The following is a 21067-nucleotide window of genomic DNA, read 5'->3' as shown; positions in this document are numbered from 1 at the left end:
AATATGTGCAGTGCGTGATAAAGTAGGGATGATATAGAATGGATTATCCATAATCTACTAAAATAATTCTTTAGTAGACGAATTAAATTATTGTTGAGTAAGGGGAAAAAAGCAATTATGGATCAGGAAAAAAATAATGCGAATAGGGAAGCACGTCGGCCGATTGTATACATAAAAAGAACAATTATTTTCGTCTTACTACTATCACTTGTATATTTCATGTATACAAAAATTGTTGCGCATAATAAGAAAGAAGAAACTTTAAAAGCGGCAGCAGAAATGAAGAAACAAGAAGAGCTAAAAAAGAAAGAAGAAGAAAAAAAGAAGCAAGAAGAACAAAAACAACAAAAACAAAAAGAGCAGGAAGAACAAGTGAAGCAAGCGCAAGCTGTGGAGAAGCTTACCGAGGGACCACCTCAAGAAATTAATGAAAACGCTCAATTGGACCAGTATTTACAAAACGCAGGATTTAGTGGTACGGCTGTTATTGTGAAGAATGGAAAAGTTCTTTTAAATAAAGGGTACGGCATGGCAAATAAAGAGCAGCAAGTACCAAATAATTCAGAGACAACTTTTTATATTGGCTCTATTTCAAAGGCGTTTGTGGCAACCGCTATTATGCAGTTGAAAGATCAAAATAAATTACAAGTAGAAGATACTGTTGCAAAGTATATTCCAGACTTTCCTCAAGGTAATAGTATTCAGCTAAAACATCTATTAACACATACATCAGGGATTCCCGAATATGAGCAGGGAAAAGAAGATATTTCTCATGAAGAACTGATAAAGCGGATAGGAAATCAAAAGCGTATTGGTGGTCCAGGAGAGAAGTGGAAGTATTCTGATTCGAATTACTCTATACTTGCATACATTGCCGAGAAGGTAAGTGGACAGTCGCTCGAAGAATATATTAAACAACATATTTTTGCTATTGCGGGTATGAAACATTCTGGTTTTGGCACAGCGTTAGAACAAACAAGATTCCCATCAACGGGTTATAAAATAGTAAATAATAATATGACAACACCTAATATTCCGAGCATGTCACAACTATATGGTTGTGGTGATATATACACAAGTGCGCATGATTTATATTTATTTAACGAAGCACTATTCTCTGGTAAATTAATTTCAAAAGAGAGTTACGATCAAATGTTTACGGGTGGAAAAAAGGATTACGGGTTTGGATGGTACGTAGACCCAGGAAGCTATTCGAATCACGGTGTAATGCCAGGATGGAATTGCTTAAACGGATTTAGTAAAAATGGTAGTGTATATGTTGTTTTATTATCTAACATTCAAAATAACATTAAATCATTTGGTAAAGTGAATAACGACATTTATTCGATATTGCGGAATATTGAAGTGTAAGAAACTATCCTTTTGGATAGTTTTTTTTATGCCTTGAACCAAATATTTCTTTTAGAAAATGTATGTCTTACCTATCACAAAAATATCTATTTTGTATACATTAAGATGTATGGATGTGAAATTTTATAATCTAAAAATAATAGGAGGAGAAGTGTATGTGTCTGTTCAGAAAATATTGGCATAAATTATCGAGATTGTTTAATAGGCAATTAGATTATTTTTTAGATAATAAGTTATTACCTGCTGTGGAAAGACTTTTATTTTCACAAAACTTCGCGAGATTTATTCAAAGAAATTCTAAGCAAGCTACAGAGGAATTTATTGAATCAAGTAGATTTCAATCTATTATTTGTAACATTTTAAAAGAATGTAATACATCACCATTTAAAGAAATTGCAGAGCAGTATTTGGGTAAAAACGTAGAAATTACTGTGACAGTTGGACAGTTAACGGGTGTGATTGTAGCGGTTGGAGATGATTTCTTAACACTGCGAGAAGGAATAGGAACAGAAGTTTTATTACCATTTACAAGTATTATATCAATTAAAGAAGCGTAAGAAAGGAGAGTTATATATGTTATTTACTGATGAATTACGTAACCATGTTGGGGAACTAGTGCAAGTTGTGACAGCTGTAGAAATCATTGCAGGCGTTCTTTTATCTGTGACGGATGGGGCAGTAATTGTTCGTACTTCTCCTTCTTATGGACCACCAGAAGATGTAGTTGTACGTATTCCTATTATTGCTTATGTTCGCTTGGAAGGGTAAGAGTGATGCAAGTATGAGAGTGTCAGTTGTGATTCCAGTGCATAATGAAGCAAGTACTTTATCAAAAGTTTTAATAGAAGTAAGAAAGCTCGAACCATATGAAATTATCATAGTAGATAATGGATCGACAGATGGTACGAAAGAAATAGCGCTACAGCATAATTGCCGTGTGATTTATTATAGATATTCCCTTGGTAATGATGTGGGACGGGCAATTGGTGCTAGAGAAGCAAAAGGTGAAATTGTTTTATTTTTAGATGGCGATATCGTCATGAAAAGTGAAGAATTATACAATTTTATTAAAGGAATACAGCAAGGACATGAGATTGTTTTAAATAATTTAACATGGTCCGTTTATTTGAAGATGAGACCGCATTATACGACGGTTGGAAAATATATGTTAAACCGTTATTTGAACAAAAAAGAGTTTGTTGTAGGATCTTTAATTGCGATACCACATGCGATAAGTCGTGAAGTGATTGAAAAACTAGGATGGTGGAATTTAGCGGATCCAGCACTATTTCAAGCGATGGCGATGTCTAGAGGAGTAGATATTTCTGATATGGCTTCAGTTGATGTCATTTACACAAATAAAGTTCGTCCTGTCCATACGGGCACATCACCTGGCTCTCCTTATCCGAAAGCGACTAGTCGTATTATGGGTGATCATTTGCGTGCTTTACAATACGTAATTGAAACATACGGTAATCGCGGTGATTTTTCAGAGGACAATAGAGATAGAGAGTTTGTAGGAAAGTATAAACCAGTTTTATTACAAAAGAAAAAAGCGAAATATAGTGCCATTATCCCGGTATCAGAAGAGAAAACAACTATAAGGTCTGTTATACAAGAAGTGAAAGAAGCAGGTGTAGATGAAATTATAGTTGTCGCGAATGGAGCAGATGTTGAGACTGTTAAACAGGCAAAGCTAGAGAATGTTATTGTTGTTGAATTTACGAAGGCGCTTGGACATAATGTAGCACGAGCAATAGGGGCCATGCATGCTACGGCAGATATTTGTTTATTCGTTGATGGTGATTTTGTTATTCCAGCAAAAAAACTCACTCCATTTTTACATGCTGTTGAAGATGGAAATGACGTGGTGTTAAATGATTTACAATGCTTATTAGATATGTTTCATCCAGCAGATCCAATTAGTATGGGAAAATACTTTTTGAATTTGGTAGCGAAAAGACCAGATTTATGGAATAACTCACTAACTGCTGTACCACATGCCATTCATAAGAAGGTAATAGAGAAAATAGGATATGACTCCCTTATCATTCCGCCATTAGCACAAGTGAAAGCTATTTTAGAAGGATTCTCTATTACAGCAGTAGAGTTAGTAGATGTTATAAAAACAAATCGAGTACGTCCAGAGCAACACGAATTTGTAAATGGACGTATTTCAGCATTTGATCGTATTTTCGGTGATCAAATTGAGGCGATTGCGTATTTATTACAACGTACGGACGAACGCGGTGGCTTTACTGATGGAGATAGAGATAGAGATATAATTCAACAATTGAGAAGGGAAGAAGAGAATACAAATGAATAGTAGTAAAGTAGCTATTATTGGGTTAGGGTATGTTGGCCTTCCTTTAGCAGTACATTTTGCAGAAAGAGGGCATACAGTACTTGGATTAGATAAAGATATTAGAAAAATAGATTCAATTATAAAAGGAGAAAGTTATATTCCGGATGTTTCTTCTAAAGAGTTACAAAGTTTATTGACCAAAAAAAAATTAACAGTAAATACACCGGATCAAGGCATTGCTGATTTTCAAAATAGTGATTATGTTATTGTCACTGTCCCGACTCCAATTAATGAACAAAGAGAACCAGACTTAAGTGCCCTCATTTCAGCTTCGCATTATATACAACAAAACCTTCAAAAAGGACAAACCTTCATTTTTGAAAGCTCCACATATCCAGGCACACTTGAAGAAGTCATCCTACCTATTATTTCTCAAAATGGTAAAAAGGTAGGTGAAGATTTCTATATCGGATATTCCCCTGAGAGAATTGATCCAGCAAATAGTCAATATTCAGTTCAAGTTATTCCAAAAGTTATTAGTGGACAAACAGAAAAGTGTAAACAAAAAGTACAGGAGTTGTATAGCACTACATTTGATGTAGTTGTTCCAGTTAGTTCTCCAAAAGTAGCGGAAATGTGTAAGTTATTTGAAAATATTCAGCGCCTAGTCAATATTTCCTTAGTAAATGAGTTAAACACACTATGTGAAAGTTTAGGAATTGATTTTTATGAGGCGCTTGAAGCCGCATCTACAAAACCATTTGGATTTACCCCATATTGGCCAGGACCAGGAATAGGAGGACATTGTATTCCAGTAGATCCTTTATATTTCCAATGGAGAATAAAAAAGAATGGGGAAATTAGTCAATTAATTGAGGCTGCACATGTGATTAATGAAGAAATGCCAGAGAAAATAGTCCGGAAAGTAAAAAGTGTGGTGCAATCACCTGCAATGGTGTTAATTGTAGGGATTGCGTATAAAAAAGATGTAAATGATTTGAGAGAATCACCAGCGTTACCGATTATTCAGTTATTAAGAAATAAAGGATACGAGATAGAATATCATGATCCTTATATTTCTTCCGCGGAAATGGGAGATAAGGTGTACCAATCTGTTTCTTTAGATGAAGAAAAAGTTAAAAAAGCGGATTGTATTTTAATTTTAACGGATCATTCAAATATTGATTGGAAGCTTTTTAAAGGAATGGATCAAGTAATAGATACACGCGGGATCGTAAAGAAGGTGAGTAAATGAGTAAGAAATGTTTAATTACAGGTGGGGCCGGATTTATCGGGTCGCATTTAGCTGAAGAGTTGATGAGAAGAGGTTATGAGGTCACTGTTGTGGATAACTTTTATAAAGGTAAAAATAAGTATCATAAAGAGTTAATGAAAGAAATCCGTGTTATTCCAATAAGTGTTTTAGATAAAAATTCTATTTATGAATTAGTAGATCAGCATGATGTCGTGTTTCATTTAGCAGCAATTTTAGGTGTGAAAACAACAATGGAAAAAAGTATAGAGCTCATAGAAACGAATTTTGATGGGACGAGAAATATTTTACAAGCAGCGTTAAAAGGAAAGAAGAAAGTAGTTTTTGCTTCTACTTCAGAAGTATATGGTAAGGCCAAGCCGCCTTTCTCTGAAGAGGGAGATCGATTATACGGGGCAACTTCTAAAATACGCTGGAGTTATGCAGTGTGTAAAACATTAGAAGAAACATTATGTTTAGGATACGCATTAGAAGGTTTACCGGTAACGATTGTTCGTTATTTTAATATTTATGGTCCAAGAGCGAAAGATGGTCCGTATGCAGGGGTAATCCCGCGATTTATTAGTGCGGCACTGCAAGGAGAAGACATTCTCGTATATGGAGATGGAGAGCAGACACGTTGTTTTACGTATGTAAGTGATGCGGTAGAGGCAACGATTCGAGCGATGGATGAAAAGGTAAATGGTGAAATTATTAACATAGGTTCTGAGAATGAAAAGAGTATAAAAGAAGTAGCAGAAGTAATTAAAAAACTAACGAAATCTTCTTCGAAAATTGTCCAAGTTCCTTTCGAAGAGGTATACCCACATGGATTTGAAGAAATTCCAAATAGAAGACCGGATGTTGCGAAATTAAGAGAACTTGTTCAGTTTCAAGCAGAAGTAACGTGGGAAGAAGGATTGAAAGAAACTATTAAGTGGTTCCGTGAAGAAAATAATGGCTAAGTCACTATCGGTCATTATACCTGTATGTAATGAAGTTGAAACGATTTCAGATGTTATCCAATCGGCAAAAGGATTAAATCCAATAGAGATTATTGTAGTAGCAAACGGTTGTAACGATGGTACAGAAGAGGTTGCTGATCGTTTAGGGTGTAAAGTAATCAAGCATACGGAGCTACTAGGGAACGATGTTGGCCGTGCGGTTGGCGCAAAACACGCGATAGGTGATGTATTACTATTTATAGATGGTGATTTTGCTATTCAAACTTCCAAATTACAATTATTCCTGAATCCGATTTTACATGATCAGACCGACATCGTTTTAAATAACTTGGATGCATTATTTTTAAAAAGGCAAAAACCCAATTCTATTACAGTATGGCGCCAAATATTAAATGCAATGTTAGAGCGTGAAGAATTAAAAATTGATTCCTTATTAGATGCACCTCATGCGTTGACGAAAGAAGTCGTTCAAAGCATTGGATATGAAAGCTTTGTTAATCCTATTGTCGCTCATTTACGCCTAGTTCAAAGTGAATGGAGAATTAGTCGGCATTGTGCAATTGACGTTATTACGCCAAATAAATTTCGGCCGACCGAGCATGCTGCATATGGCACGGGTCTGTCGCAATCTGAAAAACGGATGATAGGTGATCATATAGAAGCTGTAGCGGAGCGAATAGTAGGTAGTGATGAGCGCGGAGGATATTATGATGGAAATAGGAAAAGGGATAGTGTCTATCATACTCTAGATTTCGAAGATTTTTATCAAGGATGGGGCATTACATCTAAATTGTATAAAGGAAAGCAATTATCAGTCATTATTCCTGTACAAGATGAAGAGAAAACAATTGGAAATGTTATAGATGAACTTCGAAAAATTGAACCTTTTGAAATTATCGTTGTAGTAAATGGCTCGTCTGATCAAACCGCAACGATTGCAAAAGAAAAGGGAGCAACAACAATTGTATATAAAGAAGCACTTGGAAACGATGTAGGGCGTTCACTTGGAACTTACTTTGCAAAAGGCGATATTGTGTTGTTTATAGACGGTGACTTTGTTATCCCGGCTAGGGAACTATATCCTTTCGCAAAAGCTATTGCAGATGGAATGGATGTCGCATTAAATGATCTAAATCATTATTTAGATTTAAGAGTACCGCTTCATCTTGTAACTGCATTTAAATATGCATTAAATTTAGCTTGTGATAGAAAGGATTTAGGGGTAGGATCACTTATTGCGGTACCTAATGCATTTAGCCAAAAGTGTTTGAAAGCAATTGGGTATAAATCTTTATTGTCACCTTGTGTAGCACAAGTGAAGGCTCTTCTTTCTGGATTTGAAATTGCATGTGTATATCATGTTGAGGTTGATAAGATGAACCGTATTCGTCCCAGTGAACATTTCGCAAAAATAGGTCACCCTCCAGCTGTACTTCGAATTATAGGTGATCATATAGAGGGACTAGAGCAAATAATTGCATTAACAGACAATCGTGGCGGATTCTATGACGGCAATAGAAAAAGAGATGTTTTAGAGTAGTAACAAAAAAAGTGTACAACATATGTACACTTTTTTGTTCTGTTATAAAAACTATAACAGATTAGGAGATAAGAGTATTACAGCTCTACAATGGGTATTGTTCTTATATTACAAAATAGGACTCGTATATAAGGGTACCAAAAAAATACAATTAAGGAAAGGGTTAATTATAAAGACTTTTAAGTGAAGTTAACACTATACATATAGTAGTTTGCTCAACATTTCACAAACATGTCACAACTGTTTCGTTCACTTTCGCAAAAAAGTAGTATTCTAAGTGTGTAAGCTGTTATATAAAAAATCTTAGTCCTGTACTAATCAAAAATGGAGGAGATTAGGATGACTCAAGTATTAGAAAATGTTAAAAACGCATGGGAAAACTTTAAAGGTGAAAAATGGAAAGCTGAGATTGATGTTCGCGATTTCATTTTAAATAATGTAAACGTTTACGAAGGAGATGAATCTTTCTTAGCGGGAGCAACTGAAGCAACGAAACAACTTTGGGATCAAGTAATGGATTTAACAACAAAAGAACGTGAAAACGGTGGCGTTCTTGATATGGATACAAAAATCGTTTCTTCTATTACATCACATGAACCAGGATATTTAAATAAAGATATTGAAAAAGTAGTCGGTTTCCAAACTGATAAACCATTTAAACGTTCTTTACAACCATATGGTGGTATTCGTATGGCGGAACAAGCTTGTGAATCTTACGGATACGAAATGGATAAAGAACTTAGTCGTATTTTTAGAGATTGGAGAAAGACTCATAACCAAGGTGTATTCGATGCTTATACATCAGAAATGAGAGCTGCTCGTAAATCAGGTGTTATTACTGGTCTTCCAGATGCATACGGACGTGGACGTATTATCGGTGACTACCGTCGTGTAGCATTATATGGGGTAGATCATTTAATTGAAGCGAAAAAAGCTGATTTAAATTTAACTGGCGGTGTAATGAGCGAAGAGACAATGCGTTTACGCGAAGAGTTATCTGAGCAAATGCGTGCACTTCAAGAGTTAAAACAAATGGCTGCTGCTCATGGTTTTGATATTTCTAAGCCAGCAACAAATACGCAAGAAGCATTCCAATGGTTATACTTCGCATATCTTGCAGCAATTAAAGAGCAAAACGGAGCTGCAATGAGTCTTGGACGTACTTCTACATTCTTAGATATTTATATTGAAAGAGATTTAGCAAATGGTACTTTAACAGAAGAAGAAGTACAAGAAATTGTGGATCACTTCATTATGAAATTACGTCTTGTGAAATTTGCAAGAACTCCTGATTATAATGAATTATTCTCTGGTGACCCAACTTGGGTAACTGAGTCTATCGGTGGTATGGCATTAGATGGTCGTTCATTAGTAACAAAGAACTCATTCCGTTTCTTGCATACATTAGATAATTTAGGACCAGCTCCAGAACCAAACTTAACAGTTCTTTGGTCTAAACAATTACCACAAAACTTTAAAAACTACTGTGCAAAAATGTCTATTAAAACATCAGCAATTCAATATGAAAATGATGACATTATGCGTGCTGATTACGGCGATGACTACGGAATTGCTTGCTGTGTATCTGCAATGAGAATTGGTAAACAAATGCAATTCTTCGGCGCACGTGCAAACTTAGCAAAAGCATTACTATATGCGATTAACGGTGGTAAAGATGAAAAATCTAAAGCACAAGTTGGTCCTGAGTACGCACCGATTACTTCTGAAGTATTAGATTATGAAGAAGTTATGCATAAGTTTGATATGACAATGGAATGGTTAGCAGGCCTGTATTTAAACACATTAAATGTTATTCATTACATGCATGATAAATATAGCTACGAACGTATTGAAATGGCACTTCATGATACAAATGTTCTTCGTACAATGGCAACAGGTATCGCGGGTCTATCTGTAGTGGCAGATTCATTAAGTGCAATTAAATACGCAAAAGTAAAACCAATTCGTGATGAAAATGGTATTGCAGTTGACTTCGAGATTGAAGGAGATTTCCCTAAATACGGTAACAATGATGATCGTGTAGATGAGATTGCTGTAAATCTTGTAAAAACATTTATGAATAAACTTCGTAAACATAAAACATACAGAAATTCTGTTCATACAATGTCAATCTTAACAATCACATCTAACGTTGTATATGGTAAGAAAACTGGTAATACTCCAGATGGCCGCCGTACTGGAGAACCATTTGCACCAGGTGCGAACCCAATGCATGGACGTGATACAAAAGGTGCATTAGCTTCATTATTATCTGTGGCTAAATTACCATATAAAGATGCACAAGATGGTATTTCTAATACATTCTCTATTATTCCGAAAGCACTTGGTAAAGAAGATGATGTACAAGTACGTAACTTAGTATCAATGCTTGATGGCTATGCAGTAAAAGAAGGTCACCACTTAAATATTAACGTATTTAACCGTGAAACATTAATGGATGCAATGGAACATCCTGAGAAGTATCCACAATTAACAATTCGTGTATCTGGTTATGCTGTAAACTTTATTAAATTAACTCGTGAACAACAAATTGATGTAATTAACCGTACAATGCATGAAAGCATGTAAATGAAAAAAAGTGTCCCTTCGTTCTTAATATATAGCGAAGGGAGGCTGTTTCAATAAAGGAGGAAGTAACATGGTAAAAGGAAGAATACATTCTGTAGAGTCTTGTGGTACTGTTGATGGCCCAGGGATTCGTTATGTCATATTTACACAAGGGTGTTTATTACGTTGTCAATATTGTCATAATGCTGATACGTGGGAAATCGGTAAAGGTAAAGAAATAACAGTTGAAGAAGTGATGCAGGATGTGACATGTTACCTTCCATTTATTGAAGCTTCCGGAGGCGGTATAACAGTTAGCGGTGGAGAGCCATTATTACAGCTAGACTTTTTAATTGAGTTGTTTAAAAAGTGTAAAGAGGCTGGTATCCATACAACAATTGACTCTTCTGGTGGTTGTTATTCTGAAGAACCAGAATTCCAAAATAAGCTAGATATTTTAATGGATTATACAGATTTAGTTTTATTGGATCTGAAACATATCGATTCCAAAAAGCATCGTAAATTAACAGGGAAACCAAATGAACATATTTTACAATTTGCTCGTTATTTATCGGATAAGAATAAACCGATTTGGGTACGACACGTATTAGTCCCTGGTGTTACGGATAATGAAGAGGATCTACAAAAACTATCTAGCTTTATTCAAAGCCTGTCTAATGTTCAAAAAGTTGAAGTGTTACCATATCATAAGCTTGGTGTATATAAATGGGAGGCGCTTGGACACAAGTACCCACTCGCAAATGTAGAACCACCTACTGAGAAAAATGTAGAACATGCTAAACATATTTTACAAGCGGTCTAATCCAAATATTGGATTAGGCTTTTTGCTTTCTTTACAATAAAATCTAGAGTATATATTGATAAAAGAGTATACTGAAAGTAGAATATCCATAATTTTGTAAGGAATAAGTGGAGAAATTTACATAATTGTAAAGGGAAATCAAAATAGTAAAAAGAATTAAGAAGTAAAAGAGTGAGTATCATGGAATAGAGAACATTTGTAAGTTATTGCGAAAGCTCTTATAGGAAAGTATAATGTAAAGATATGAGCACAGATAGGATTAAGGGGTCAATCTTATATGCTTTGCATATCCACGACAGGTACATAGCTGAAAGGGAATTATTAGAATCTGTTTATGTAATTTTTAAGGAAAATGTTTTTCCTATTGTCGTATATGCAATATGGAGAAACAAAAAGCTAGGAGTGGATTTGTTTGATAAAAAACCCCAAGGTTTTAATATTAACTGCACATTACGGTAATGGTCATGTGCAAGTAGCAAAAACATTAGAACAAACATTTCGCCAAAAAGGAATTGAAGATGTTATTGTATGCGACTTGTTTGGAGAATCACATCCATTTATAACTGACATTACAAAATATCTATATTTAAAAAGTTATACAATAGGAAAAGAATTATATCGTTTGTTTTATTACGGGGTAGAAAAAATTTATGATAAGAAAATAGCATCTTGGTATGCGAACTTTGGAAGAAAACGTTTGAAAACACTGTTACAGGTGGAGAAACCAGATATTGTAATTAATACATTTCCAATTATCGCTGTACCAGAATTGAAGAAACAAACAGGTATTTCAATTCCTGTCTATAACGTATTAACGGATTTTTGCGTGCACAAAATATGGATTCATCGAGAAGTAGATCGTTATTTTGTTGCAACGGATCACGTGAAAGAATTGATGGTTGATATCGGTGTACCTGCGGAACAAATTGTTGAAACAGGAATTCCAATTCGGAGTAGTTTTGAGTTAAAGGTAAATCCAGAAATCATATATAATAAATATCAGTTATGTGAGAACAAAAAGATTTTACTAATTGTAGCAGGTGCTCATGGAGTATTAGGAAATGTAAAAGAACTATGCCAATCATTTATGTCAGTGCCTAATTTACAAGTAGTTGTCGTTTGTGGAAAAAATGAAGCTTTAAAACAGGATTTATTAAGTTTACAGAAGCAAAATTCCGATGCATTAAAAGTGTTTGGGTATGTTGAAAATATTGATGAATTATTCCGTGTTACTTCTTGTATGATTACGAAGCCAGGCGGAATAACATTAAGTGAAGCAGCAGCGTTGCAAGTACCTGTCATTTTATATAAGCCTGTTCCAGGACAAGAAAATGAAAATGCGATGTACTTTGAAAGAAAGGGAGCAGCAGTTGTCATTCGCGATGATAGTGAGGTTTTTGCTAAAACAGAGGCATTATTACAAGATGATGTGAAGCTTCTTCAAATGAAAGAAGCAATGAAAAGCATCTATCTTCCAGAGCCAGCTGGTCATATTGTAGATGCAATTTTGGCAGAAAATCATGCAGAACCGCGCCATATACCTATTAAATCACCTGCTCTTGCACAATCTTTTACTTAATATGAAACCCTCTTTGTATATGTAAAGAGGGTTCTTTATTATTTTCAAAGAAAATTTAGCCAGTTATCCACAAAAGGATTACGCTTTCATTAAACAGTAAAGTCGGAATATTAACAACTATATCCACATTGTCCACAATTTTTAGAAAAATATCCACAATTAAAACAGCTGATATATGCTTTAATATAGAAAAATATTAAATGTTTTTGAAAATTACTAACAATTTCATTGATTTTGTGGATAAAGTTGTCCACAGCAAAAAAGACCCTTATGTATAAGGGTCCTTTTTGCTTACTTCTATCAGTCGAGAAAATTGTGTAATGAAAATGAATAATTAGGGGGGAAACTTCTAATTATTCATTTTCACTTTAAATGCTTTTCGAGCGATATCCTGCTGCACGATCTGCTTTTTGAAATTCGCGTTGATAGAGAACTTCTTGTGTACTAGATAATGTGTTTTTTGCTTTATCACGTTTCTTTTTATCCATTACAAATCACCTCGTGTCTTAAAGTTACTATTTATCGTTTCCAAAGACATGAGGGGATATACGCATATGGAAAATGTTAACTATTGATTATTATTTCAGAAAATTTAGATTACGCTTCTTTTAATTGATGAGCATCTTGGAAGGTTGTATCTCGCATTGTAGCAAGTGTGTATTGATCTTTTGGAATTTCATATAAGTTATACACTTCTTCGTTTGCGTTAATTTCATCATATACGGCTTTTCTTGTTTCGTTTGCTAGATTCACATATTGCAGTTTTTCTGCAGCTTTAATAGAACGAATATTTATTTTACGAATACGCATGAAAATTGTTTCAATATCTAATTCATAGAAAAGTTCACTAAAAAATGAATCTTTTGCCAATTTATTATAGCCTTTTCCATGATATGGTTTGCCAAGCCATGTCCCGAGAAATCCAGCTTTTTCTTGCACATCAAATAAAGTAATTGTTCCGATAGGGTTACCCCATTCATCTAAAATTGTGCGTGAAATTAATTCACCACGCTCTTCAGCTTCAATCGTTTGTTTCGTTAAGAATAAATATTCTTCATAAGAATAAGCCTTTTGACGCACAAAAGGGAAGACAGCTGGATCCACCATTAACTCGTATAGAACGTGGCTGTCGTGTAAGTCGCGTTTTTTCAACATACTAACTCCTCCTCACACGAGGGTAGCATGACGAAAAAACACCCCACCCTCGAAATTTTTATATCAATCTTTAAAAAATTTCGGGGTGGGAATCGAACCCACTAGAACCAGTTTCTAACGCTGGTGGCGCACCATTTGCCTTCCCCATTCATCAATTTGAAAATGATAATCACGACACAAATTGATTATGGTTTCATTCAGTTTATAATCGTATAATACTTTATCTAGTCAAAAAAATAAACTAGTTTTTTTTATTTTTTTTGTAAATTATTTTTCCATCAATCATAGTTAGTACAGGCTTGGCTAAATAATGGAAAGGATGATGAGTCCATAACACGAGATCGGCGTCTTTTCCAACCTCGATGCTTCCAATTCTATCCTCTAAACGCAAATTTCGCGCTGGAAATATGGTGATTCCTTCTAGTGCTGTTTTCTCGTCTAACCCTTCTCTTACTGCGACAGCGGCACAAATATTTAAATATTGAATGGGTGTATAAGGATGATCTGTTGTTATAGAAACTTCCACACCATTTTTAGATAATATATGGTAAGTATCCCATGTCTTGTTTTTTAGTTCGATTTTAGAACGACGTGTCAGAGTGGGACCAACTGAAACCTTCAAATTGTGTTTCGAAAGCTCTTCAACAAGAAAGTGTCCTTCTGTACAATGTTCAATACGTAGATCAAGGTTGAATTCCGTTGCAAAGCGTAGCGCAGAACTAATATCATCTGCTCGATGGGCGTGGATACGTACGGGTATTTCACGACGTAATGCTTTTAAAATAGGAAGCATTCGAAAATCAGCTTCGTGCCCGTAGTGTTGCGCTTCATAGAATGATTCCCGAAGTAACCCCATAATCCCCATACGTGTAATGGATTCTTTTGTTCCATTACTATGGACTTTTTTAGGATTTTCTCCAAAGGCAATCTTTAAACCAGCAGGTTCTTGAATAATCATATGATCAATACAAGTTCCAGCTGTTTTTATTACACAAGTCGTACCCCCGATAATATTTTGACTGCCAGGCATAACGTGAACGGTTGTAATTCCGTTTTGTACAGCGTCTTGAAAGGCAATATCGAAAGGGTGGATCCCATCTAAAGAACGAATATGTGGTGTTGAAACTTCAGATGTTTCATTGGCATCATTTCCAGCCCAACCAGTACCCTCATCATAGAGACCAAGGTGAGTATGGACATCAATAAAGCCAGGTAAGAGATGGAGTGCTCGTGCATCTATAACGGTCATATCCTGAGTAGGTTGAATAAAAGGTTTGACCTCGGTAATTCGCTCTCCTGTAACGAGTACATCGCCTTGAAATTTTTGAGATGTAATAGGGTATACAATGGCTTGTTTGAGCAATATTTTCATAGGTACCTCATTTCTGTTACTTTATAATGCTAATGGAAGTTAAGGGAAAGTAACTGAAAGGTTATTTGTATAGTGATGCTTCGGATTCTAGAAAATGAAAGTTTTGAAAGAGCCCATGTAAAATTGTGTTTTAGAAGTACTACATTGTATGCGAAAGTATATTTTGTAATGCATGGTCTATTGCCGGAAATGTGTATTGGTATCCATGTTCAATTGCTTTAATGGGTAATACACGTTGCCCTTCTAGTACAAGTATGCTCATTTCACCTAATAAAGTTTGAATGATAAATGAAGGTACAGGCAACCAATGAGGTTTTTTCATTATAGTTGCAATGGTTTCTCCAAATTCCTTCATTCTTATAGGTGTTGGTGCTGTCATATTAAGAGGACCATCAATTTCTTTTTTGTGTATGATGAAATCCATCATACGAACGACATCGTCTATATGAATCCATGATAACCATTGCTTCCCAGAACCAATGGTGCCGCCGATATAGAATTGATAGGGAAGTAGCATTTTTGGAAGAGCTCCTCCATTTGCACCTAATACAACTCCAAATCTTGTGTAGATTGTTCGTATTCCGAGAGAACTTGCTTTAGATGCTTCTTGTTCCCATGAATATACTGTATTTGCTAAAAAGTCATTTCCAGGAGTCTTATGCTGTTCTGTAAAAGATTCTATTTCAGACGTTCCATAGTATCCAATAGCACTTGCGTTAATAAATGTGTGTGGTTTTGTATGGAGTGTTTGCAATTGTTTAATGAGTCCTTTTGTTGTTTGAATTCTACTGTTTAAAATGGCTTTCTTTTGTTGCTTTGTCCATCTACTATTAATAGACTCTCCGGCTAGATTAATAACTACATCAATAGAAGAGAGGGGGAAGGTTTGTAAATCCGGTGTCCATTGAACATACTGAAGGTTAGGGTCGGAAGTTTCAGTAGTTTTTTTTCGTGTGAGAATGTAAACAGTATATCCTTTTTGAATAAAAAAAGTAGAAAGGTATTTGCCGATAAAGCCTGTACCACCAGAAATTGCGATTTTCACAAGTATTTCCTCCTCATTATATATATTCTTGAAAAGAAAAAATGTTCCTCGACTATGTTAAAATAATAGAGAGGTGAGAGTATGGCTGTCATTACAAAAATCGAAGTACAAAAACGATCGAAAGAACGATTTAATATTTATATTGATAAAGGTCAAGGCGAAGAGTACGGATTTAGTGTGGATCAAGTAATCTTAATAAAACATGGATTACAAAAAGGATTAGAAATTGATGAAATCGAGTTAGGAAATATTTTGTACAATGAAGAAGTACAAAAAGCATATTTACAAGCAATCTCCTATTTATCCTATCAAATGAGAACAAAACAAGAAATAGAAGATTTTTTACGAAAAAAAGAAGTGGGACAGGCCATCATCTCTGAAGTCGTTTCGAAATTATTACATGACCGATATATTAATGATAAAGAGTATGCTGTTTTATATACGCGAACGCAAAGTAATGTGAATCGAAAAGGTCCAACTGTTATTAAAAGAGAGCTATTAAATAAAGGTGTTCAGGATTTAATTATTACACATAGTTTACAAGAATATCCAAAGGAAAAGCAAATTGAGAATGCTTCGTTTCTCATAGAAAAGAAGAAAAAATCTTATCAAAAGCATTCTTTTTTACAAATGAAACTAAAGTTAGATGAGATGCTTGTTCGAAAAGGATATTCTAGAGAAGTAATTCAGATTTGTTTGGAAGAATTGAAAGACGAAAAAGATGACGAAAAGCAACAAGAAGCGTTACACTATCATGGGAATAAATATTATGAGAAATATAAGAAGCATGATGGATGGACATTTGAAAACAAGATGAAACAAGCGTTATATCGAAAAGGATTCTCTATTGATGAAATCGAGATATTTTTGCAAATGAAACGCGAAGAGGAATGAGGAGAATAAGATGAATATGCCAAAACGCTACAGTGAAATGACACCGCATGAGCTAAGGGAAGAAATTGGCGCTTTGAAGGAGCAAGCAGTAAAAGCTGAGCAGCTTGGGATTGTCAATGAATTTGATGTATTAATGAGAAAAATGGCAATGGCTCGTGCTTATATGACGGATATAAACAAATTCCGTATTGGTGAAACATATGAATTAGTAGAAGAACCTGGTGTATTATTTAAAATTACGTATTTCAATGGGGTATTTGCTTGGGGATATAAGCAAAATGATAATGAAGAGATTGGCATACCAATTTCCTTATTGCAAGAAAAATAAAAACCAGAGAGCACATATCTCTCTGGTTTTCATCTTTGGTAGGCGTTAAAGGAGATAGGAGATTCTAAAATTGGCGTTTTTTACATTCATTTGCCAATATAATGAGAGACTGGGTTTGTTGCGTCTGTCCGTTAACTTGCGCTTTCGCATGTTTTGGACGAGTCCACGTATGGTTAAATAATTCAGAACGACTATCTAAGCGATCACGGTAGCTCATCTTTATCACCTCGTGTAGGAAGTTAATTTAATTTGTACTACTCTTCCTGCTGATTTGCAGCACGCATACGTTCTTGTGGGTGCGTGTTAATTGTGCCGTTAGGTCGTTTCGAAGCGAAGCGTGATTTCGCTTTCGGTTGACCGTCGATTTTGCTGTTATTTTTTGACTCAGACCAAAATTCGGCTTGTTTACCCATTGCGAACGCCCTCCTCATTATCGGTTGATACCTCTTCTTTAAGAAGTATCAATTATAGAATGTGCAAAATTGAAGAAACTATCCTTTAGAAATGAAGGGATAAATAGGTAAAAGGAGATTATAATATGAATGATATTTATGAAATATTAACGAAAGAATTATTAGACAAGAATGACAAGCTTTCTTACGCACAAGCTCGTGCGTGGGTTGAGTTACTATGGGAAGATTTTCAAACAACTTATGCCAAATCAGGTCGTTATCAAGGCGATGAAATGACGGAACAAGTGGTACGATCATGGATTAATAATCATGGTATACGCCTTCATGAAATGCGTACAAATAATCCGAAGTACAGCCATTTAATTAATCAAGAAGATCATTTGAAACATTAAAAAAAGCGACTTAAGTCGCTTTTTTTAATGTGGAAGTAATTCTAGTTTTTTTCGAAGTTTTTCTTCACTAAAAATCCATCCTGTATAGGAGCTAATAATATTTAAATTGTGGTCGAGCTGAACGATCGCAACAAATGGATAATAATCTTTACTTCGGTATCGTAAATCAATGAATCGTACTTCGTAATAATGATCATGATCAAAAATATCCCAGCGATATACAGGAGAGAAAGATAAGAAGGCTGAGATGTTTTCATCTTGTTTAGCTGCTCGCATAATATCATTGTCTGGGAACGGTACCCGATCGAACTTATCATATATCATGATGTTACCACGATGCCATCTCGCAACGTAGTAATAATCAGCCGTAACGACTGCTAAATGATAATGATAAAATCGGTAAGAAGGAGAAATGATAATCTTCTCGACATTGTTGAAACGTTTGTGTACAACGCTTCTTATATTTCTATGCATCATAATCCGTCCGATATAGTAAATAATCATTAATATATATGCTGCTAAGGCTGTATATCCTTTATGAGAACCGACGAGCATGCAAGCAATTGCAAGTATATGGATAAAGAAAATTACGGTATCGAATGTATTAATTATGCCAAGTGCGACCCATTTTTTTGTGAAAGGTCGTAATGCTTGTGTACCATAGGCGTTGAAAATATCTACAAAGACGTGAAGAAAGACGGCAATAAATGACCAAAGTAGTAAATGAAGATATGGAGCTTCTGAAAAGAAGGCGAAAGAGATGCCACTTATAAGGAATGACCAAAGAATTACCGCGGGAATGGAATGAGTAATCCCACGATGATTTCTTATATATTTAGCGTTATTACGCAATTTTAAAACTGTGTCAATGTCAGGAATGTTGGAACCAGCAATTGTAGCAAGCATAACAGCTTGAGGGCCAATATCACTTTGTGCTATGGCTGGATCTAATGTTGCTAAGCTACCTAAAGTGATACCCATAACAAGGTGAGTGGCTGTGTCCATAGAAATCCACCTCCGTTTTTTTATTAATGTAACTCTTTTTATTCGATACCTCAAGTCCTTTGCCTTCTATTTCCTATGTCATCTTACTTAAATTTTTTCCTAAAATCTTTATAATAGTACTTATATGCAAAAAAATGAGGGGGATCAAGTTTGACACTTGAAATACTAAACAATTTTAATATAGAGCAGTTTCAAAATGATTTAATTGGTTGGTTTGAAGAAGAACAGCGCGACTTGCCATGGAGAAAGAATAAAGATCCATACCGCGTTTGGGTTTCTGAAATTATGTTACAGCAAACAAGAGTAGAAGCTGTAAAACCATATTACGCAAATTTTATGGGGAAGTTTCCTACACTTGAAGCGTTAGCGAACGCAGATGATGAAGAAGTATTAAAAGCATGGGAAGGTTTAGGATATTATTCTAGAGCACGTAATTTACATGCGGCAGTAAAAGAGGTAAAAGAAGTATACGGCGGGGTTGTACCAAGTGATGTAAAGAAAATTGAAAAGTTAAAAGGAGTTGGACCATATACAAAAGGTGCTATTTTAAGTATCGCATATGGTATACCAGAGCCGGCAGTTGATGGAAATGTTATGCGTGTATTATCTCGCATTTTATCAGTATGGGATGATATTGCAAAACCAAAGACTCGAAAAGTTTTTGAAGAGATTGTGCGTGAAATTATTTCGACTGAAAATCCATCTTATTTTAATCAAGGTTTGATGGAATTAGGTGCACTAATTTGTATTCCGAAAAATCCAGCATGCTTACTTTGTCCTGTACGTGAACATTGCAGGGGATATGCTGAAGGTGTTCAAAAGGAGTTACCAGTAAAAAGTAAAGCGAAAGCTCCGACGATGGTACCCCTTGTTGCAGGAGTACTTCAAACGGAAGATGGTTGTTACGTCATTAATAAACGTCCAAGTACCGGATTATTAGCTAACATGTGGGAATTTCCGAATATTGAACTTGGCGAAGGGATTCGAAATCAGAAAGAGCAGCTTATAGATTATATGAAAGAGAAATTTGAGCTCGCGGTTTCTATTGATGAGTACGCAATGAATGTACAACATACGTTTACACATCGTACTTGGGATATATTTGTATTTTACGGAAAAGTAACCGGTAATATTGTTGATACAGATACATTAAAATTTGTATCGAAAGAAGCATTCGAGCAATTGCCTTTCTCGAAATCACATCGTACTATTTACGAAAATTGCGTGGAGAAAATTACAATGCAATAAATAAAAAAAGTGTTCCCAATCTAGGGAACACTTTTTTAATCGTAAGAAATTTTTGTCCCATGAGTCCAACTAGCTTCGCCTTCTTGTAAGCCGCCTCTTGATTCGATTTCTACTACAATTTCTTTGTAAATACTTTGCCCTTCGGCGTTTAAATAAGGCAAAATTTGTTGTAATGAATGATGAAAATAAGCTAATTCATCTTCTTTCCACTCATTTTTTGAAACCATCGTTAGTTCAGTCATATCGCGTCCTATATACATATTCCCACCTCCATTTCTTATAGTTTGAATAAGTAACAAAAGATATATGCGGAAATTATTCAAAAGAAAATTACGGATAGCTTCTAAGTGAATTGGTTACATTATTGATTGTGGAGGTGAGAAAGATGAGTAAAAAACAACAAGGTTATAACAAGGCAACTTCTGGTGCTAGCATTCAAAGTACAAATGCTAGTTATGGTACAGAGTTTTCAACTGAAACAGATGTGCAAGCAGTAAAACAAGCAAACGCACAATCAGAAGCAAAGAAAGCACAAGCTTCTGGTGCACAAAGTGCAAACGCTAGTTATGGTACAGAATTTGCAACTGAAACAGACGTGCATGCTGTGAAAAAACAAAATGCTAAGTCAGCTGCAAAACAATCACAATCTTCTAGCTCAAATCAGTAATGAAAGAAAAACACTTCTCTAATTCGTGAAGTGACCCCCGAAAAGGGGACACCAATCAAAACACCTAAACCACTTGTTCCCTAAATTCTTTAGGGGATAGGTGGTTTAATTTTTCTTGAATTCGCACACAATTGTAGTAATGAAT

At 35.1% G+C, this 21067-nt stretch carries 24 protein-coding genes; 15 read left to right on the top strand and 9 right to left on the bottom strand.

Features of this window, described 5'->3' with window-relative positions; translation table 11 throughout:
• Nucleotides 1–117 precede the first annotated feature (117 nt).
• The 10 genes from MR143_RS16800 to MR143_RS16755 all read left to right on the top strand — a co-directional run bounded on the left by MR143_RS16800 (nucleotide 118) and on the right by MR143_RS16755 (nucleotide 12403).
• On the top strand, nucleotides 118–1371 hold the full coding sequence (locus MR143_RS16800; RefSeq protein WP_000371847.1) for a serine hydrolase domain-containing protein: 1254 nt from the start codon (nucleotides 118–120) through the stop codon (nucleotides 1369–1371).
• A 155-nt stretch (nucleotides 1372–1526) separates the two neighbouring features.
• Nucleotides 1527–1928 carry an LSm family protein gene (locus MR143_RS16795; RefSeq protein ID WP_000335529.1) on the top strand — a complete coding sequence of 134 codons (402 nt, stop codon included), beginning with the start codon at nucleotides 1527–1529 and terminating at the stop codon, nucleotides 1926–1928.
• Between the two features lie 16 nt (nucleotides 1929–1944).
• On the top strand, nucleotides 1945–2139 hold the full coding sequence (locus MR143_RS16790) for an LSm family protein (RefSeq protein WP_000899469.1): 195 nt from the start codon (nucleotides 1945–1947) through the stop codon (nucleotides 2137–2139).
• 13 nt (nucleotides 2140–2152) lie between these two features.
• Entirely contained in the window at nucleotides 2153–3697 is a 1545-nt protein-coding gene (locus MR143_RS16785; protein ID WP_001266454.1) for a glycosyltransferase family 2 protein, read from the top strand.
• Nucleotides 3690–4931, top strand: a complete 1242-nt coding sequence (locus MR143_RS16780; RefSeq protein ID WP_001088927.1) for a nucleotide sugar dehydrogenase — start codon at nucleotides 3690–3692, stop codon at nucleotides 4929–4931. The genes MR143_RS16785 and MR143_RS16780 overlap by 8 nt, the downstream gene beginning before the upstream one ends.
• On the top strand, nucleotides 4928–5893 hold the full coding sequence (locus tag MR143_RS16775) for an NAD-dependent epimerase/dehydratase family protein (RefSeq protein ID WP_000037019.1): 966 nt from the start codon (nucleotides 4928–4930) through the stop codon (nucleotides 5891–5893). Before MR143_RS16780 ends, MR143_RS16775 begins: the two co-directional genes overlap by 4 nt.
• On the top strand, nucleotides 5886–7433 hold the full coding sequence (locus tag MR143_RS16770; protein ID WP_002181881.1) for a glycosyltransferase family 2 protein: 1548 nt from the start codon (nucleotides 5886–5888) through the stop codon (nucleotides 7431–7433). Before MR143_RS16775 ends, MR143_RS16770 begins: the two co-directional genes overlap by 8 nt.
• Nucleotides 7434–7772: 339 nt before the next feature.
• On the top strand, nucleotides 7773–10022 hold the full coding sequence (gene pflB, locus MR143_RS16765) for a formate C-acetyltransferase (protein ID WP_000195482.1): 2250 nt from the start codon (nucleotides 7773–7775) through the stop codon (nucleotides 10020–10022).
• Between the two features lie 70 nt (nucleotides 10023–10092).
• On the top strand, nucleotides 10093–10824 hold the full coding sequence (gene pflA, locus MR143_RS16760; RefSeq protein WP_000238466.1) for a pyruvate formate-lyase-activating protein: 732 nt from the start codon (nucleotides 10093–10095) through the stop codon (nucleotides 10822–10824).
• Between the two features lie 412 nt (nucleotides 10825–11236).
• Nucleotides 11237–12403, top strand: a complete 1167-nt coding sequence (locus MR143_RS16755; RefSeq protein ID WP_000594687.1) for a diglucosyl diacylglycerol synthase — start codon at nucleotides 11237–11239, stop codon at nucleotides 12401–12403.
• Between the two features lie 368 nt (nucleotides 12404–12771).
• Here the strand turns inward: MR143_RS16755 and MR143_RS16750 are convergent, their stop codons facing one another.
• The 4 genes from MR143_RS16750 to MR143_RS16735 form a co-directional block, all read right to left on the bottom strand.
• Nucleotides 12772–12891, bottom strand: a complete 120-nt coding sequence (locus MR143_RS16750) for a YfhE family protein (protein ID WP_000358482.1) — start codon at nucleotides 12889–12891, stop codon at nucleotides 12772–12774.
• A gap of 109 nt (nucleotides 12892–13000) precedes the next feature.
• Nucleotides 13001–13558, bottom strand: coding sequence for a GNAT family N-acetyltransferase (locus MR143_RS16745; protein ID WP_000914737.1), 558 nt, complete (start codon nucleotides 13556–13558; stop codon nucleotides 13001–13003).
• Between the two features lie 241 nt (nucleotides 13559–13799).
• Nucleotides 13800–14930 carry an amidohydrolase gene (locus tag MR143_RS16740; protein ID WP_000698317.1) on the bottom strand — a complete coding sequence of 377 codons (1131 nt, stop codon included), beginning with the start codon at nucleotides 14928–14930 and terminating at the stop codon, nucleotides 13800–13802.
• A 139-nt stretch (nucleotides 14931–15069) separates the two neighbouring features.
• Nucleotides 15070–15975, bottom strand: a complete 906-nt coding sequence (locus MR143_RS16735) for a TIGR01777 family oxidoreductase (RefSeq protein ID WP_000684401.1) — start codon at nucleotides 15973–15975, stop codon at nucleotides 15070–15072.
• Between the two features lie 81 nt (nucleotides 15976–16056).
• On the opposite strand from MR143_RS16735, the gene recX reads away from it, so the two are divergent.
• The gene (gene recX, locus MR143_RS16730; RefSeq protein ID WP_000268503.1) at nucleotides 16057–16869 is read left to right on the top strand and encodes a recombination regulator RecX; all 813 of its coding nucleotides are present in this window, start codon (nucleotides 16057–16059) and stop codon (nucleotides 16867–16869) included.
• Between the two features lie 10 nt (nucleotides 16870–16879).
• On the top strand, nucleotides 16880–17197 hold the full coding sequence (locus MR143_RS16725; RefSeq protein WP_001057024.1) for a YfhH family protein: 318 nt from the start codon (nucleotides 16880–16882) through the stop codon (nucleotides 17195–17197).
• A gap of 64 nt (nucleotides 17198–17261) precedes the next feature.
• On the opposite strand, the gene MR143_RS16720 is transcribed toward MR143_RS16725, so the two are convergent.
• Both MR143_RS16720 and MR143_RS16715 read right to left on the bottom strand, forming a co-directional pair.
• On the bottom strand, nucleotides 17262–17414 hold the full coding sequence (locus tag MR143_RS16720) for a YpzG family protein (protein WP_000122093.1): 153 nt from the start codon (nucleotides 17412–17414) through the stop codon (nucleotides 17262–17264).
• Nucleotides 17415–17451: 37 nt separating this feature from the next.
• Nucleotides 17452–17610: a small, acid-soluble spore protein K gene (locus MR143_RS16715; RefSeq protein ID WP_000517891.1), complete on the bottom strand. Its 159-nt coding sequence runs from the start codon at nucleotides 17608–17610 to the stop codon at nucleotides 17452–17454.
• A 125-nt stretch (nucleotides 17611–17735) separates the two neighbouring features.
• Between MR143_RS16715 and MR143_RS16710 the strand changes: the two genes are divergently transcribed.
• On the top strand, nucleotides 17736–18002 hold the full coding sequence (locus MR143_RS16710) for a YfhJ family protein (protein ID WP_000998165.1): 267 nt from the start codon (nucleotides 17736–17738) through the stop codon (nucleotides 18000–18002).
• Nucleotides 18003–18026: 24 nt separating this feature from the next.
• Here MR143_RS16710 and MR143_RS16705 read toward each other — a convergent pair whose 3' ends face one another.
• Entirely contained in the window at nucleotides 18027–19007 is a 981-nt protein-coding gene (locus tag MR143_RS16705) for a metal-dependent hydrolase (protein WP_000379107.1), read from the bottom strand.
• Nucleotides 19008–19157: 150 nt separating this feature from the next.
• Between MR143_RS16705 and mutY the strand changes: the two genes are divergently transcribed.
• On the top strand, nucleotides 19158–20255 hold the full coding sequence (gene mutY / locus MR143_RS16700) for an A/G-specific adenine glycosylase (protein ID WP_242280868.1): 1098 nt from the start codon (nucleotides 19158–19160) through the stop codon (nucleotides 20253–20255).
• A gap of 35 nt (nucleotides 20256–20290) precedes the next feature.
• On the opposite strand, the gene MR143_RS16695 is transcribed toward mutY, so the two are convergent.
• Nucleotides 20291–20515 carry a hypothetical protein gene (locus tag MR143_RS16695; RefSeq protein ID WP_000275447.1) on the bottom strand — a complete coding sequence of 75 codons (225 nt, stop codon included), beginning with the start codon at nucleotides 20513–20515 and terminating at the stop codon, nucleotides 20291–20293.
• Between the two features lie 125 nt (nucleotides 20516–20640).
• Here MR143_RS16695 and MR143_RS16690 point away from each other — a divergent pair, with 125 nt between their 5' ends.
• On the top strand, nucleotides 20641–20922 hold the full coding sequence (locus tag MR143_RS16690; RefSeq protein ID WP_000039044.1) for a gamma-type small acid-soluble spore protein: 282 nt from the start codon (nucleotides 20641–20643) through the stop codon (nucleotides 20920–20922).
• A gap of 64 nt (nucleotides 20923–20986) precedes the next feature.
• Here MR143_RS16690 and MR143_RS16685 read toward each other — a convergent pair.
• The coding region (locus tag MR143_RS16685; protein WP_142243365.1) for an IS3 family transposase at nucleotides 20987–21067 on the bottom strand (81 nt) is incomplete at its 5' end.

Source organism: Bacillus cereus group sp. BfR-BA-01347 (assembly GCF_022663835.1).
Classification (GTDB): domain Bacteria; phylum Bacillota; class Bacilli; order Bacillales; family Bacillaceae_G; genus Bacillus_A; species Bacillus_A thuringiensis_K.
This window is presented reverse-complemented; position numbering and strand designations above follow the sequence as displayed.